This is a genomic window from Streptomyces sp. NPDC024632, from assembly GCF_055559175.1.
Window position 1 is genome coordinate 44,871 of record NZ_JBVHLD010000001.1, and the last position, 14,890, is coordinate 59,760.

The 14,890-nt window shown below is 73.3% G+C and carries 15 protein-coding genes and 1 riboswitch; of the genes, 6 read left to right on the plus strand and 9 right to left on the minus strand.

The features are described from left to right. Nucleotides 1–52: 52 nt before the first annotated feature. From ACZ37P_RS00235 to ACZ37P_RS00245, 3 genes are read right to left on the minus strand one after another with little or no spacing between them, the layout of a single operon-like run. Nucleotides 53–424 (minus strand): Asp23/Gls24 family envelope stress response protein, encoded by a 372-nt coding sequence (locus tag ACZ37P_RS00235; RefSeq protein ID WP_355333713.1) that lies wholly within the window; start codon nucleotides 422–424, stop codon nucleotides 53–55. Continuing rightward, on the minus strand, nucleotides 424–624 hold the full coding sequence (locus ACZ37P_RS00240; protein WP_188281874.1) for a hypothetical protein: 201 nt from the start codon (nucleotides 622–624) through the stop codon (nucleotides 424–426). Before ACZ37P_RS00240 ends, ACZ37P_RS00235 begins: the two co-directional genes overlap by 1 nt. Nucleotides 625–683: 59 nt before the next feature. Next, entirely contained in the window at nucleotides 684–1,181 is a 498-nt protein-coding gene (locus ACZ37P_RS00245) for an Asp23/Gls24 family envelope stress response protein (RefSeq protein WP_355333717.1), read from the minus strand. Between the two features lie 140 nt (nucleotides 1,182–1,321). On the opposite strand from ACZ37P_RS00245, the gene ACZ37P_RS00250 reads away from it, so the two are divergent. Further along, nucleotides 1,322–2,089, plus strand: coding sequence for a nucleopolyhedrovirus P10 family protein (locus ACZ37P_RS00250; RefSeq protein ID WP_467344596.1), 768 nt, complete (start codon nucleotides 1,322–1,324; stop codon nucleotides 2,087–2,089). A 41-nt stretch (nucleotides 2,090–2,130) separates the two neighbouring features. On the opposite strand, the gene ACZ37P_RS00255 is transcribed toward ACZ37P_RS00250, so the two are convergent. From ACZ37P_RS00255 to ACZ37P_RS00265, 3 genes are all read right to left on the minus strand, one after another. Beyond that, the gene (locus tag ACZ37P_RS00255; RefSeq protein ID WP_467344120.1) at nucleotides 2,131–2,922 is read right to left on the minus strand and encodes an enoyl-CoA hydratase/isomerase family protein; all 792 of its coding nucleotides are present in this window, start codon (nucleotides 2,920–2,922) and stop codon (nucleotides 2,131–2,133) included. Nucleotides 2,923–3,013: 91 nt separating this feature from the next. Beyond that, the gene (locus ACZ37P_RS00260) at nucleotides 3,014–3,235 is read right to left on the minus strand and encodes a helix-turn-helix domain-containing protein (RefSeq protein ID WP_188281871.1); all 222 of its coding nucleotides are present in this window, start codon (nucleotides 3,233–3,235) and stop codon (nucleotides 3,014–3,016) included. 420 nt (nucleotides 3,236–3,655) lie between these two features. Beyond that, a complete protein-coding gene (locus tag ACZ37P_RS00265) occupies nucleotides 3,656–5,254 on the minus strand; it encodes an ABC-F family ATP-binding cassette domain-containing protein (RefSeq protein ID WP_355333726.1) in 1,599 nt (532 codons plus the stop codon). Between the two features lie 231 nt (nucleotides 5,255–5,485). On the opposite strand from ACZ37P_RS00265, the gene ypfJ reads away from it, so the two are divergent. Next, entirely contained in the window at nucleotides 5,486–6,379 is an 894-nt protein-coding gene (ypfJ, locus tag ACZ37P_RS00270; protein ID WP_467344123.1) for a KPN_02809 family neutral zinc metallopeptidase, read from the plus strand. A gap of 67 nt (nucleotides 6,380–6,446) precedes the next feature. On the opposite strand, the gene ACZ37P_RS00275 is transcribed toward ypfJ, so the two are convergent. The 3 genes from ACZ37P_RS00275 to ACZ37P_RS00285 form a co-directional block, all read right to left on the minus strand. Further along, the gene (locus ACZ37P_RS00275; protein ID WP_391044183.1) at nucleotides 6,447–7,826 is read right to left on the minus strand and encodes a hypothetical protein; all 1,380 of its coding nucleotides are present in this window, start codon (nucleotides 7,824–7,826) and stop codon (nucleotides 6,447–6,449) included. 168 nt (nucleotides 7,827–7,994) lie between these two features. Next, the gene (locus tag ACZ37P_RS00280; protein WP_467344125.1) at nucleotides 7,995–9,110 is read right to left on the minus strand and encodes an alpha/beta hydrolase; all 1,116 of its coding nucleotides are present in this window, start codon (nucleotides 9,108–9,110) and stop codon (nucleotides 7,995–7,997) included. A 216-nt stretch (nucleotides 9,111–9,326) separates the two neighbouring features. Further along, complete coding sequence (locus ACZ37P_RS00285; protein ID WP_401313225.1) at nucleotides 9,327–9,989, minus strand: class II aldolase/adducin family protein; 663 nt, start codon at nucleotides 9,987–9,989, stop codon at nucleotides 9,327–9,329. Nucleotides 9,990–10,185: 196 nt separating this feature from the next. Between ACZ37P_RS00285 and ACZ37P_RS00290 the strand changes: the two genes are divergently transcribed. The 4 genes from ACZ37P_RS00290 to ACZ37P_RS00305 all read left to right on the plus strand — a co-directional run bounded on the left by ACZ37P_RS00290 (nucleotide 10,186) and on the right by ACZ37P_RS00305 (nucleotide 14,788). Continuing rightward, entirely contained in the window at nucleotides 10,186–11,436 is a 1,251-nt protein-coding gene (locus ACZ37P_RS00290; RefSeq protein ID WP_355333739.1) for an inorganic phosphate transporter, read from the plus strand. 54 nt (nucleotides 11,437–11,490) lie between these two features. After that, nucleotides 11,491–11,760 (plus strand): hypothetical protein, encoded by a 270-nt coding sequence (locus tag ACZ37P_RS00295; RefSeq protein WP_355333741.1) that lies wholly within the window; start codon nucleotides 11,491–11,493, stop codon nucleotides 11,758–11,760. Between the two features lie 116 nt (nucleotides 11,761–11,876). Next, a riboswitch (cobalamin riboswitch) is annotated at nucleotides 11,877–12,005 on the plus strand. Between the two features lie 159 nt (nucleotides 12,006–12,164). Then, a complete protein-coding gene (locus ACZ37P_RS00300; RefSeq protein WP_467344128.1) occupies nucleotides 12,165–13,250 on the plus strand; it encodes a cobalamin biosynthesis protein in 1,086 nt (361 codons plus the stop codon). Continuing rightward, the gene (locus ACZ37P_RS00305; protein WP_467344130.1) at nucleotides 13,247–14,788 is read left to right on the plus strand and encodes a cobyric acid synthase; all 1,542 of its coding nucleotides are present in this window, start codon (nucleotides 13,247–13,249) and stop codon (nucleotides 14,786–14,788) included. Before ACZ37P_RS00300 ends, ACZ37P_RS00305 begins: the two co-directional genes overlap by 4 nt. Nucleotides 14,789–14,890 lie beyond the last annotated feature (102 nt).

Here is a 14,890-nt window from a genome sequence, read left to right on the forward strand (position 1 = left end):
CGCCCCGGCTCAGCGCCGTCGTTCGGCTTCTTCCAGGGACTCTCGCTGTCGCTCACTGGACCCTTCCCTCGTCCTTGCGGCGGTCGGCGGCCGAGTGCAACCGCTCCACCTCGACCGCGACCTCGGGAACCGACATTCCGGTCAACGCCTCGACGCGGGAGGTGACATGGCTGCGCACCGAGCCGCACACCGAGCCGATGTCGGTGGGGTAGCCCAGTTCAAGGGTGAGCCGCAGCCGCGCGCTGTCCTTGCGGACCGAGACCGAGGCGTGCGGGGAGTGGTCCTTCGGCACCAGTGCGGCGCCCGGCGCGTCCGTCAGGACCTCGCCGGCCGCCTGGGCGGCGATCTTCGCGACCACCCGGTCCGCGATCCGCAGTGCCCCGCGGTCGGCCGCGGGCAGCGGTGCGGGGACGGCTGTCCCCATCAGCGCCGCCGGTCGCGGTCGCGGCCACGGTCACGCGAGCGGAAGAACTCCCCCGGTTCCAGGTCGCCGTCGAGGAATTTGCCCGCCACGAAACCGACCGCGCCGAGCGCCGCCACCAGCAGAAAAGCACCGAACCCGCCGAAATACCCGGCGAATCCGAGCGCCATTCCGACGGCCAGGCCGATCACCGCCATGCTCATCGTCCGCACTCCGTCCCATTGGTCGTGTTGACCATCTCCGTCTGCACTGGCTTGGACCCTTACTGGACCCGTTGCTCACGCTCGTCGTCGTCATCTTCGTCGGGAAGTTTCACGTCGCCCACGGCGACGTTGACCTCGACGACCTCGAGACCCGTCATCCGCTCCACGGCGTTGACCACGTTCTCCCGTACGGCGCGGGCCACTTCGACGATCGACACGCCGTATTCGACGACGATGTCCAGGTCGAGCGCGGTCTGCACCTCGCCGACCTCGGCCTTCACGCCGCGCGACACCGACTTGGTGCCGCCGGGCACGCGGTCACGGACCGCGCCGAAGGTGCGCGACAGGCCGGTGCCCATCGCGTGCACGCCGACCACGTCACGGGCGGCGAGTCCGGCGATCTTCTCCACCACGCCGTCGGCGATCGTCGTGCGGCCGCGCGTGGCCGGGTCGCCGAGCGCTTTGCGCCCGCCCGCGCTGCCCTTGTCCAGGGTCCTGCCCTCGGCCGCTGACGAGCCCTCGGGCTCCGGCCGGTCGTACTGTGCGGTGTCCGTCATCGCGAGTCGTCCCTTCGTATGGGCTGCTCCGTGCCCCACACTATGTGCGCATGCCCCCGCGCGCTGCGGGGAACCGGCGAGAGGGCTGTTCCGACCCCCCAAGAGAGTGGTCGGCCTGCGGAAGGCGATATCTGGTGACCATGGACCGACTGGCCCGGACCGTACGGGAGCAGGTCGCGCTGGGCCGCCTGCTCCCGCTCGGCACCCCCGACGACAACGCCTGGATGACCGAGCGCGCGGCCGTACGCGCGCTGCGGTGGACGACCGCGGGGCTGTCCGGGGTACGGCTGGGCGGGGTGTCCCTGGCGCTGGCGGAAAGCGGGGGCGAGGCGCCGGAGTCCGGTCCGGTGGGCGCGCTGCCGCACCTGCCGGTACGGATCGAGGCGTCGTTCGAGGCGACCGCCGACGAGCCGCTGCCGCAGGCCGCCGACCGGCTGCGCGACGTGCTGTGGACGACCGCGCGCGACGGGCTCGGCATCGCCGTGACGGAGGTGGACCTCCAGGTCACCGGGTTGCTGGACGGTGACGACGCGCCCGTGAGCGAGCTGGCGGGCGCCGAGAACGCGGAGCCGGACGGCGACGAGGCTCCCGTACCGCTCGACCCCAGTGGCCTCGCGGAAGCCGTGGCAACCGCGGCGCTGACCGTGCCCGGTGTCGTACGGCTGAGCAGGCGGCCCGTCGGCCTCGGCTCCGGTGTGCGGATCCAGGACACGGCGGCGGATTCGGCCGGGGATTCGGCGGGCTCCGGCGAGGCGCCGGGCCGCCGCGTCCAGGTGCAGATCGCGGTGTCGCCGGGCCACCGGCCGCTGGAGGTGGCCCGGTCGGTGGCCGCCGCCGTCGCGGTCGCGGCGGCCGAGGGCGCGCCCGGTCCGGTGCGTACCGCCATCGTGGTGACGGACGCGGGCTGATACCTCCCGCGCCCCGTGAAACGTCCGGCGCGGACGGGCGGCTACTCGCCCACGCCCGCCAGGTCGCGCAGGCGGCGGCCCTGGGCGGCGCGTTCGGCCGCGTACTGCTCCTTCTCGGTGTGGGCGGCGGCGCCGCGCAGCAGGCCCTTGGTCTCGACGACCGCGTCGCGCGGCGGCGCGAGCAGGGCGCCGACCAGGTCGGTGACGGCGGCGTCGAGTTCGGCGGCGGGCACGACGAGGTTGGCCAGGCCGGTGCGCTCGGCCTCGTCGGCGTGCACGAAGCGGCCGGTGGCGCAGATCTCCAGGGCGCGGCCGTATCCGACCAGTTCGACCAGCGGCTTGGTGCCGGTGAGGTCGGGGACCAGGCCGAGACCGGTCTCGCGCATGGCGAACTGCACGTCGTCCGCGCAGACGCGCAGATCGCAGGCGAGGGCGAGCTGGAAGCCCGCGCCGATGGCGTGGCCCTGGACCGCGGCGACCGTGATCACGTCGGTCCGCCGCCACCAGGTGAAGGCGTCCTGGTACGTGGCGATGGCAGCGTCGAGTCCGGCCTCCGAGCCACGCGCGAGGTCGAGGAACGACGGCTCACCGTCGAAGCCCTCGGGCGTGAACGCCTGGCGGTCGAGGCCCGCGGAGAAGGACACGCCCTCACCGCGCAGCACGACGACGCGTACCTGTCCCGGCACCAACTGGCCCGCCTCGGTCAGGGCACGCCACAGGGCGGGCGACTGAGCGTTGCGCTTGGCCGGATTGCACAGGGTGATGTGCGCGACGGAGTCGTCGACGGCTAGCCGGACTCCGTCACGTTCGAGCAGGATCTTGGCGTCGGGCACTGGGCACCTCCGAGCGGACCGGACTGGATTACCGAAGAGTAACCAACCGGACCCGCCGGACCGCCCCCGGCCCTTGATACTCGCGGAGCCCTCAGGCCGTGGCGGCCTTCTTGCCCCGTGTGGCACCGCCGCGACCGCGCAGGGTCACGCCGGACTCGCTGAGCATCCGGTGCACGAATCCATAGGAGCGGCCGGTCTCTTCGGCCAGCGCCCGGATGCTCGCACCGGAGTCGTACTTCTTCTTCAGGTCTGCCGCGAGCTTCTCGCGCGCGGCGCCGGTCACCCGGCTGCCCTTCTTCAGAGTCTCGGCCACCCGTGCCTCCTCCAGGGAAGTGCGCTATGGACTCTCATGATCACCCCTAAGGGCGTTCCTGGCCACCCATTCGACAAGGTCCATCACGGGACATTCACCGGAGGAATGCCTGGATACGCCGGTGCGAAGGGGCCGGGAGCGGCTTTTCCGGGGCGGCAATTCCGTACGGAGAAGGGCGTGCGGGCAATAGCGGCAGGTCAGCCGTGGTCGGTAAGGAGTTCTCCGACGTCACACCACTGATCACGGCGGCGGTCGCCCGTACCGCGCCCCGTGGGCGCGCGGTACGAGCCGGACTCACGCAGATGAAGGATGATCAGTGGGCCGAATGATCGAATCGACATGATCACTTCGTGCGGGTGCGGGCCTCTGAGCCGCCCCGTGCCCCGCGCGGGGCGGCGCCCGGCCGGGCGCCGCCGGGGCTCAGGCGAGCGAGACCAGGTCCTTGTAGTCCTGGCCCCACAGGTCCTCCACGCCGTCCGGCAGCAGGATGATCCGCTCCGGCTGGAGCGCGTCCACGGCGCCCTCGTCGTGGGTGACCAGGACGACCGCGCCGGTGAAGGTGTGCAGCGCGCCCAGGATCTCCTCGCGGCTGGCGGGGTCGAGGTTGTTGGTGGGCTCGTCGAGCAGCAGCACATTGGCGCTGGAGACGACGAGCGAGGCGAGCGCGAGCCGGGTCTTCTCGCCGCCGGAGAGCACCCCGGCGGGCTTGTCGACGTCGTCGCCGGAGAAGAGGAACGAGCCGAGGATCTTGCGGATCTCCACCAGATCGGTGTCGGGCGCGGCCGACCGCATGTTCTCCAGCACGGTGCGGTCCGGGTCGAGCGTCTCGTGCTCCTGCGCGTAGTAGCCGAGCTTGAGGCCGTGTCCGGGCGTCACCTGGCCGGTGTCGGCCTGCTCGACACCGGCCAGCAGGCGCAGCAGCGTGGTCTTGCCCGCGCCGTTCAGACCGAGGATGACGACCCGCGAGCCGCGGTCGATCGCGAGGTCGACGTCGGTGAAGATCTCCAGCGACCCGTACGACTTGGACAGGCCCTCGGCCATCAGCGGGGTCTTGCCGCACGGGGCGGGGTCGGGGAAGCGCAGCTTGGCGACCTTGTCGGAGGCGCGTACCGCCTCCAGGCCGGACAGCAGCTTCTCCGCGCGGCGCGCCATGTTCTGCGCGGCGACCGTCTTGGTGGCCTTGGCACGCATCTTGTCGGCCTGTGAATTCAGGGCGGCGGCTTTCTTCTCCGCGTTGGCCCGCTCACGCTTACGGCGCTTCTCGTCGGCCTCGCGCTGTTGCTGGTAGAGCTTCCAGCCCATGTTGTACACATCGATTTGCGACCGGTTGGCGTCCAGGTAGAAGACCTTGTTCACCACGGTCTCGATGAGGGTGGCATCGTGCGAGATCACGATGAATCCACCGCGGTACGTCTTCAGGTAGTCGCGCAGCCAGGCGATGGAGTCGGCGTCGAGGTGGTTGGTGGGCTCGTCCAGGAGCAGGGTGTCGGCGTCCGAGAAGAGAATCCTGGCCAGTTCGACGCGGCGGCGCTGACCGCCGGAGAGGGTGTGGAGCTGCTGCCCGAGGATGCGGTCGGGCAGTCCGAGCGCGGCGGCGATGGTGGCGGCCTCGGCCTCGGCGGCGTATCCGCCCTTGGTGAGGAATTCCGTCTCCAGACGCGAGTACTTCTTCATCGCGTTCTCGCGGGTGGCGCCCTTTCCGTTGGCCATCCGCTCCTCGTTCTCCCGCATCTTGCGCAGGACGGTGTCGAGGTCGCGGGCGGACAGGATGCGGTCGCTGGCGAGGGTGTCGAGATCCCCGGTGCGCGGGTCCTGCGGCAGATAGCCGACCTCGCCGCTGCGGGTGACGGTGCCTGCGGCGGGCTGGCCCTCCCCCGCGAGCACCTTGGTCAGGGTGGTCTTGCCCGCTCCGTTGCGGCCGACCAGGCCGATGCGGTCGCCCTTGGCGACGCGGAAGGAGGCGGACTCGATGAGGATGCGGGCGCCGGCGCGCAGCTCAAGGCCGGTGGCAGTGATCACGGGAAAAGCTCCAGGACAGGACGGACGACGGAAACGGGCGCGAGGTCGTACGCCGTGGCTAATCGAGGAATAGAACTGCCATGGGGCTCAGTCTACCGGCGGCCGGCAAACGGTTTACCGCGCCGGGGGGCGCGGGCATCGCGGGGCCGACTGCCCCGGCCCCCGGTCAGGGGCGCGCCGGTACCCGGCCACCGGTGCGCCGAAGTGGGGCACATCACACATAATCGGCACATGCGGTTCGACGACGACACTCCGCTCGACACCTCGCAGGTCCAGGACCGGCGGGGCGGTTCGGGCGGCGGCCCCAGCGGGAAGATGGTGGGCGGCGGAATCGCCGGGCTGCTCGCGGTCGTGATCGGCCTGGTGCTGGGCATCAGCCCCGACCAACTCGGCCTCAGCGGCGGCTCCGACATCGTCTCGGACACGCGCGCGGCCGACGCCGGTCTGGCGGGGAACTGTTCGACCGGGCGGGACGCCAACGCGCAGGAGCAGTGCCGGATCGTGGCCGTGGTCAACAGCGTGCAGGCGTACTGGACCGCCGAGTTCAGCCGCCGCGGCGCCGCGTACCGGACCGCGCCGACGGTGTTCTTCGACGCTCCGGTGAGCACCGGCTGCGGTCCGGCCGACCCGCGGACCGGGCCGTTCTACTGCCCCGCGGACCGCAAGGTCTATATCGACTTGAATTTCTTCCAGACGTTGCAGACCCAATTCGGCGCCAAAGGCGGGCCGTTCGCAGAAAGCTATGTCGTCGCGCACGAATACGGCCACCATGTGCAGAATCTGACGGGTGTTCTGAGCGCGGCCCAGGACGGCCGCAGCGGGGCCGACAGCGCGTCCGTACGCGTGGAGTTGCAGGCCGACTGCTATGCCGGGCTGTGGGCGAAGAACGCCACCAGGACCCTCAATCCGGCCACCGGCACCTCGTTGATCACGGCGGTGACGGCCGACGACATCGCGCGCGGTCTCGACGCGGCGGCGGCCGTCGGCGACGACACGATCCAGTCGCGGGCACAGGGGCGGGTGACGCCGGACGCCTGGACGCACGGGTCCGCGGCGCAGCGTCAGCAGTGGTTCACCACCGGGCTGAGGACCGGGGACCTGGCGGCCTGCGACACCTTCGACTGAGGACCGGCGGGCGGTACGGGTCCCCGCGCGCTGTACGGCGCGGGGGTCGCGTACCGCTCGCGGCGGCTCAGGTCTCGCCGGTGTGGACCTGGAAGGCGGCCCTGCGCATCGCCTTGGCCAGGGCGGGGTCCGGGTGCGCGGCGGCGAGCGCCACGAGCACCTGGACGGTCCGGGGGTGGCCGACGTTGCGGACCTCTTCGAGCAGCCCGGGCACCGAGCCCTGGACCGCGGTCTCCAGGTGGCTGACGAGCAGGTGGTCCTCGCCGTGGTCGGCGACGGCCGCGGCCGTGTCGATCCACAGCCAGGTGGCCTCCTCGCGGGTCAGCAGGCCGGTCGCGGTGTCCGGGTCGCCGCCGTCCAACTCCGCCAGCCACAGCACCGCGTAGGGGCGCAGGGTCGGCTCCTCGACCACGCCGCGGACGGCCGGCTCTGCGGGGTCGCCGACCACGCGCAGCGCCTCGAAGGCGAGGCCGCGCAGCAGGGCGTCGTCGCCGCGCGCGGTGTCCAGCAACTCGCCGACGGCCAGCGCGACCGGGCGGGCGGCCAGCCAGGCGCGGTACTCGGCGCGGGCCGGACCCGGCGAGAGGCGGGCGCTGGCCCGCAGCATGGTCTCGGCGGACTGCTCCATGTGTCCCGCGGGGCCCTGCGCGGCCACGCAGATCTGCTCCAGCTTGACCCACACCGCCCAGGAACCGATCGCGGTGAGCGTGACCTCGTCGGGGCGCTTGGGGTCGCGGGGGCGCAGCGCGCCGACCCGGGCGACGGCGTCCAGCGTCCAGTCGAGCAGCGCGGGCAGCGGGTCGGGGGCGTCGCCCGCGCCGTCGGCGGGCGGTTCGTGCCGCTCGGCGCGCAGTTCCGCGACGCGCTGCCGCAGCAGGTCGAGCAGGGTGTCGATCGGCACCGGCTCGTTGGACAGGTGCAGGAAGGACAGCAACTGCGGTGCGGCCTCGATGACTTCGGCGACCAGCGCCGGGTCGGGACCGGCCTGCGGGCCCGGCAGGAAGGGGTGGGCCAGCGACCAGGCGTCGAAGAGCGCGACCCAGCCGCGCAGCACGGCGGTGTCGTCGGTGTCCCAGGCCCGTAGCCGCCAGCCGGGCCGTGCGGTGCCGCCGTGCAGTTCGATCAGCCCCGACAGCCGCGCCCGGTCCCATGCGGTACGGATCTGCGGCCGGGTCAGGTCGAGCGCCGCTGCGGCCTGCGCGGCGGCGTCGTCGGGCAGTATGCCGGTCGGTCCCGCGGTGCCGGGGCCGGTGCCGGCCCAGCGCGCGAGCCGTGCGGCGTCGGCCAGTTCGGCGCGGGCCAGCCGGGCGAGCTGCGGCAGCGGCGGCGTGCCCTCGGGCGGCCGCGGGGGTCTGGACCGGCGCGTCGTTGCGGTCCGGCGGGCGGCGGTGAGCGGCCGTCGGGGGACAAGGCGGAGCGGAGTGTCTCGCGGGCTACGGGACGTCACTGGAGAAGTCTCTCCGGTGAGCGCCCATAATCCCAAACGGAACCCGGCCCGATGATCTACAAGGGTGCCCCGGGGGCGCTCTTCCGGGCCCCTTCGCGCTCGCGTCGTCGCAGCTCAGCGGGGGTTTCCGGGGCGGCTCTCACCCTGATGGGGCGGTCTTGACACCGGTCACATCAGTGGTGTGAGGAATCGCCGCAACGTCTCCTCGTAGTCCGCCGGGTTGACGTTCCACATCGCCGCGTGCGGCGCGTCGGGCACGGTGTGGAGGGTCACCAAGTCGGCTCGGAGGGCCGCGAGTTCGCGGGAGGCGGCCCACGGGGCGAGGGTGTCGCCCGGTCCGTGCACGAGCAGGGTGGGGACGGTCAGCCGCGCCGGGTCCGCCGCGGCGGCGACCGGCTCGGGGAGCAGGCCGGTACGGCCCTCGGCGGCGCGGACGGCGAGCGGCATCAGCACGTCGGGGACGCCGTTGGACTCGGCGGCGGCGCGGACGGTGGCCTCCCAGTCGAGGACCGGGGAGTCCAGCACCAGGCCGCTGACCCGGTCGCGTACCGGGGACCCGGCCAGCGCGTGCAGGGCCATCGTGGCGCCGGTGGACCAGCCGAAGAGCACCAGCCGCTGGGCGCCGTACTCGACCGCGTACCGCATCGCCGCGTCGAGGTCGCGCCATTCGGTGGCGCCGAGGTGGCCGATGCCGTCGGGGGACGCGGGGGCGCCGGGGTCGTTGCGGTAGGCGAGCAGGAGCTGCGGGAGGCCGTGGGCGTGCAGGGCGGTCGCCACGTTCAGCGGGTGCTCGCGGGTGGCGCCGAGGCCGTGCACCGCGATCACCCAGGTGTCGCGGGCGCCGGGCACGAACCAGGCGGGCAGCGGGCCGAGTTCGCCGCGCAGCAGGACCTCGGTGTGGTCCAGGCCGATGGCGCTGCCGGGGTCGCCCGCGCACGCCTGCGGGGTCAGCCGGACCCGGGCGCCGGGGGTGAGGGCGCCGCGCTGGACGCTCAGCAGCCGCCGGGTCACCGAGTACGGGGTCAGGTCGAGCACGTCGCCGACGGCGGCGTGCAGATCGTCGCCGGTCAGGCCCCAGACGCCGGGGCGGGCCGAGGACAGGGTGCGGGTGAGCACCACCTGGTCCGCGGCCACGCTGTGCAGCGTCACGTCGCCCTCGGGCACCGGGCCTCTCAGCGACGGCCTCAGGGCGAAGCGGGATCCGTACCGGCCGGCCGCCAGCGCGGCCGTTCCGGCACCCAGCACGGTGGTGGCTGCCATGGCCACCGCGGTTCGGGTACGCATCTCTTCCAGTGTGAGCGCGTCGGCCGAAAGCGGCCAGGCGACGGCGGCGGCCGGGTGACGTAGGGGCGAGTGACGGCGGCCGGGTGACGTACGGGGGCCGGGTGACGTACGGGCGGGTGGCGTACGGGGGCGGACGGCGGGCGCGGGGCGGCCGGGCGCGGCGGGCGCGGGGAGAAGCGTGTGTGGAGACGGTGGAGAAGCGGCGGCCCGAGTCGTCTAGTCGGCGGGCTCCGGCGCGCCCTGCCCGTAGCCGCGCAGCTTTTCCGCGACTTTGGCCAGCTCGCGGCCGGGGAGCGTACGGGGCTCGTGGCCGTTGGCCGATCCGGCCAGCAGCCAGACGCGGCACATCCACTCCAGCTGGGCGGTGTTGTCGTACGCCTTGTCGAGGGTGTCGGCGTACACGAGGGTGCCGTGGTTGCGCATCAGGCAGCCGGTGCGGTCGCGGAGCGCCTTGAGGACTGCGGCGGCCAGCCTCTCACTGCCGTAGGTGGCGTAGTCCGCGACCCTGACCTGGCCGCCGAGGGCCGCCGCCATGTAGTGGATGACGGGCAGCTTGTCGACGAGGGTGGAGACGGCGGTGGCGTGCGCGGCGTGGGTGTGCACGATCGCGCGGGCGTCGGTGGCGCGGTAGACGGCCAGGTGCATGGGCAGTTCGCTGGTCGGCCGCAGCTCCCCCATGAGGCGGCGGCCCGTGAGATCCACCACTACGGCGTCCGCCGGGCCGAGCCGGTCGTAGGGGACGCCGGTCGGGGTGACCAGCACGAGATCGCCGACGCGGGCCGAGACATTGCCCGAGGTGCCGACCACCAGCCCGTCGGCGACCGTGCGCCGGGCGGTGTCCACCACGTCCGACCAAGCCTTCTCCAAGGAGTCCTGCACACGGGCATTATCACCGCCCGGCCCCCGACGGGCGCGGATCGCCTCCCCGAGGGGTCCGATCGGCCGGATCGGCTTGATACTGACTGAGGCCGCCCGACCGCTCCGGCACCACAAAGCCGCCGTCAGTTCATCTTCCGTTCATCCGCTCTCCGTACGGTCGCCTCGCCACTGTCCGATCAAACGAATGCCTGGGTACATGGAACACATCACGCTCCTGATCGGAATCGTGATCGTCACCGCACTCGTGTTCGACTTCACGAACGGTTTCCACGACACCGCCAACGCGATGGCCACCACCATCTCGACCGGCGCACTCAAGCCAAAGACGGCGGTGGCCATGTCCGCCGTGCTCAACCTCGTCGGCGCCTTCCTCTCGGTGGAGGTCGCCAAGACCATCTCCGGCGGCATCATCGACGAGTCCTCCGGCATCAGACCGGAAGTGATCTTCGCCGGGCTCGTCGGCGCGATCGTCTGGAATCTGCTCACCTGGCTGGCCGGGCTCCCGTCCAGTTCCTCGCACGCCCTGTTCGGCGGCCTCATCGGCGCCACCCTCGTCTCGGTCGGCACCCACGGTGTGCACGGCGAGGCGGTCGTCATGAAGGTGCTCATCCCGGCCGTCGCCGCGCCGATCGTGGCCGGTCTCGCCGCCACGCTCGCCACCCGGCTCACCTACCGGATCGGCCGCCACGCCGACCCCGAGGCCACCTCCAAGGGCTACCGGGCGGGCCAGATCGCCTCCGCGGGCCTGGTCTCGCTCGCGCACGGCACGAACGACGCGCAGAAGACGATGGGCGTCATCACGCTGGCGCTGATCACCGGCGGCGTCGTCGCCCCGCACGCCGACCCGCCGCTGTGGGTCATCGTCTCGGCGGGCAGCGCCATCGCGCTCGGTACGTACATCGGCGGCTGGCGGATCATCCGCACGATGGGCAAGGGCATCACCGACATCCAGCCGCAGCAGGGCTTCGCCGCCCAGACCGGCGCCGCGGCCACCATCCTCGCCTCCTCGCACCTCGGCTTCGCGCTGTCCACCACGCAGGTCTGCTCCGGCTCCGTGATGGGCGCGGGCCTCGGCCGCAAGGGCGCGGTGGTCCGCTGGAGCACCGCGGGCCGCATGGTCGCCGCGTGGGGGCTCACGCTGCCCGCCGCCGGACTGGTCGCGGCCGGCGCCGCGCTGCTGGCCGACGAGGGCACCTGGGGCGTCACCGCCGTGGCGGTCCTCGGCCTGGCCGTGTGCGCGGTCATCCGTACGGCGTCGCGCCGCAAGCCGGTCACGCACGCCAACGTCAACGACCTGGACGGCGACCCGGCCGCCGGTCCGGACGCGGCGGTCGAGCCGCAGGGCGCGGTCACCGCGGCCATCGCGGCCGTCATCCCGCCGCCCGCCGGGACCGTCGCGCCCGGCGCCCCCTCCGACACCGTTCCCGGCGCACCCGCCACGGCCTGACCTGCCCCTCCCCCGCGCCTCCCCGCTCTACCTCAAGGACCCAGGGACCCCCTCATGAGCATCGACTGGCACGCGCTCGGCACGGTCTTCGGCGTCACCCTCGTGGCGACCGTGGGCCTGGTCGGCCTTTTCACCCTCGGCATCGTCGGCCTCACCAAGCACGGCTCCGCTCCGGCGTCCGATTCCGGCTCCGGCTCCCCCGCCGCATCCGGGTCCGGCTCCGTTTCGCACGGGGGCGCCCTGCTCGCCCGGACCGGCGGCTACGCCTGCTTCGCCGTGTGCGCCGCGGCGGTCTCGTACGGCATCTATCTGATCGTGGCCTGAACTCACGGGTTTCGGCGGCGGATGTGGACCTCGCCACACTCCGTCTTCCCAGGTCAACGGTGAGTTGACCTGCCTGCGCGCACGTGGTGGACTGCGGAGGCCATGCGGCGGCAGGAGAGGAAGTCCGGTGCGAATCCGGCGCGGTCCCGCCACTGTCACCGGGGAGTGCACTCCCAACCCGTACGTCACGGCCGGAAATCCGGTTGGAAGGCCGGGAGTGCGTAGATCCGGGAGCCAGGAGACTCTCACCGCCGGTCACGTCGAACCAGGGCGCGGACCCTGAGTGAGGACCTCTGCCATGCCCGGCTGCGCTCGACTCGTCACAGACCACCGCACGCAGGTGCGCACAAGTACGCCACCCTGTCCGGCACTTCACCTGGACGGCGTGGACGCGGGCTGAACCGGTGCGTGCCGATCGCGTGTTCGCGTACGGCGCCGCACTCGGCTTTCTCGGCGATCTCGTCGCGGGCGACCCGCGTCGCGGCCATCCGGTCGCGGTGTTCGGGCGCGCGGCGGGCGCGTTGGAGCGCCGGATGTGGCGTGACGACCGGGGCAGTGGGGCGGTGTACGCCGTGCTGTGCGCCGGGGGCGCGGTGGGTGCCGCCGCGCTGGCCGACCGGGCCGTACGGTCCTCCGTCGCGCTCCGCGTCGCGCTGACCGCCGCCGCCACCTGGTCGGTGCTGGGCGGGACGTCACTGGCCCGTGAGGCGCGGGCCGTCGCCGCCGCGCTCGACGCCGGGGACATCGAGGCGGCGCGCGCCCGGCTGCCGCACCTGTGCGGACGCGACCCGCAGGCTCTGGACGCGGCGGGCATCGCGCGCGCCGTGGTCGAGTCGGTCGCGGAGAACACCTCGGACGCGGTCGTCGGGGCCCTGGTGTGGGGCGCGTGGGGCGGGGTGCCGGGGCTGGTCGGCTTCCGCGCCGTCAACACGCTCGACGCGATGGTCGGTCACCGGTCGCCGCGCCACCTGAGATTCGGCTGGGCCGCCGCGCGGCTGGACGACGTCGTCGGCTACCCCGGCGCCCGCCTCACCGCCGCGCTCGCCGTCCTCGCCGGGCCCTCGCCGCGTACCGCCCTGCGCGTCTGGCGCCGGGACGCCGCCGCGCACCCCAGCCCCAACGCGGGACCCGTGGAAGCCGCCTTCGCCGGCGCCCTGCGCCTGCGTCTCGGCGGCACCCTCTCCTACGCGGGCCGCACCGAACACCGCGCCGTCCTGGGCGCCGAACACCCGGCCCCGGCCCCGGCCGACATCGCGCGGGCCGTCCGGCTGTCGCGGCGGGTCTCGGCCGCCGCGGCGGCGCTCTGCGTCCTGACGGCGGCGATACGGGACGGCTCGGGGCCGGGCCACGGCCGACCGGGGGAACGGCCCTTCGGGGGACGTGCCGTCGGCGGAGGGATACGTCCGCCGCGGCGGCGCGAAGCACGAGCGTGGAGTCCGACGGTGTCGCGCCGGGCGCGGCCTTTCTCCGGCGCCGGGGGGACCTCGTGACGGCCCTCGGGGGCGGCCTGTTGGTCGCCGGGACGACCTCGGACGCGGGCAAGTCCGTGGTGACGGCGGGGATCTGCCGGTGGCTGGTGCGGCAGGGCATACGCGTGGCCCCCTTCAAGGGGCAGAACATGTCGCTGAACTCGTTCGTGACGCGGGAGGGCGCCGAGATCGGCCGGGCACAGGCGATGCAGGCGCAGGCCGCCCGCGTGGAGCCGTCGGCGCTGATGAATCCGGTGCTGCTCAAGCCGGGCGGCGACCGCAGCAGCCAGGTCGTGGTGCTGGGCAAGGCCGTGGGCGAACTGAGCGCGCGCGGCTACCACGGCGGACGGCAGGCCGATCTGCTGGGCACGGTCACCGGCTGCCTCGAAGAGCTGCGCGGCCGGTACGACGCGGTGATCTGCGAGGGCGCGGGCAGCCCGGCCGAGATCAATCTGCGCAGGACCGACATCGTGAACATGGGCGTGGCCCGCGCGGCCGGACTGCCGGTGGTCGTGGTCGGCGACATCGACCGCGGCGGCGTCTTCGCGTCCTTCTTCGGGACGACGGCGCTGCTCGCGCCCGAGGACCAGGCGCTGGTCGCGGGCTATCTGGTCAACAAATTCCGCGGTGACGTCTCGCTGCTCCGGCCGGGTCTGGACATGCTGCACAAGCTGACCGGCCGGCCGACGCTCGGCGTGCTGCCGTTCGCCCACGGCCTGGGCATCGACGAGGAGGACGGGCTGGGGGTCCCCCGGGGCGGAGTTCGGGGGAGCGTGTCGCCGCGCGCCGCCCATGAATCGGTGGTCGCGCCGCCGCACGGCGCGGAGTTGCTGCGGGTCGCGGTGGTCGCCGTACCGCTGATGTCGAACTTCACGGACGTGGACGCGCTCGCGGCGGAGCCGGGGGTGGTGGTGCGGTTCGTGGACCGGGCCGAGGAGTTGGCGGACGCCGACCTCGTGGTGCTGCCGGGCACGCGCGGCACCGTGCGGGCGCTGGAGTGGTTGCGTGAGCGCGGCCTGGCCGACGCCGTCGTACGGCGGGCCGCCGAGGGGCGTCCGGTGCTGGGTGTCTGCGGCGGTTTCCAGATGCTGGCCGACCGCATCGAGGACGACGTCGAGTCGCGGGCGGGCTCCGTCCCCGGTCTTGGCCTGCTGCCGGTCCGGGTGCGCTTCGCCGCCGCGAAGACGCTGGCCAGGCCGGTCGGGACGGCGTACGGGGAGCGCGTCGAGGGCTATGAGATCCACCACGGGGTGGCCGAAGTCCGGGGCGGTGACGAGGAGTTCCTCGACGGCTGCCGGGTCGGCGCGGTGTGGGGCACGCACTGGCACGGCTCGTTGGAGAGCGACGGTTTCCGCCGGGCGTTCCTGCGCCGGGTGGCCGCCGCCGCCGGGCGGCGCTTCGTCCCGGCGCCCGACACGTCCTTCGGGGCGCTGCGCGAGGCGCAGTTGGACCGGCTGGGCGATCTGATCGAGGAGCACGCGGACACCGGCGCGCTGCTGCGGCTGATCGAGCAGGGGCCGCCGCCCGACCTGCCGTTCGTGCCGCCGGGCGCGCCGTGAACGGCAACCGGGACAACAGCCGGAGCAACGGCAGGAACGACGGCCGGGGCGGCACCCGTAAGGACTTCTCCGGGGCGGCCGGCCGGCCGCAGACCCACCCGT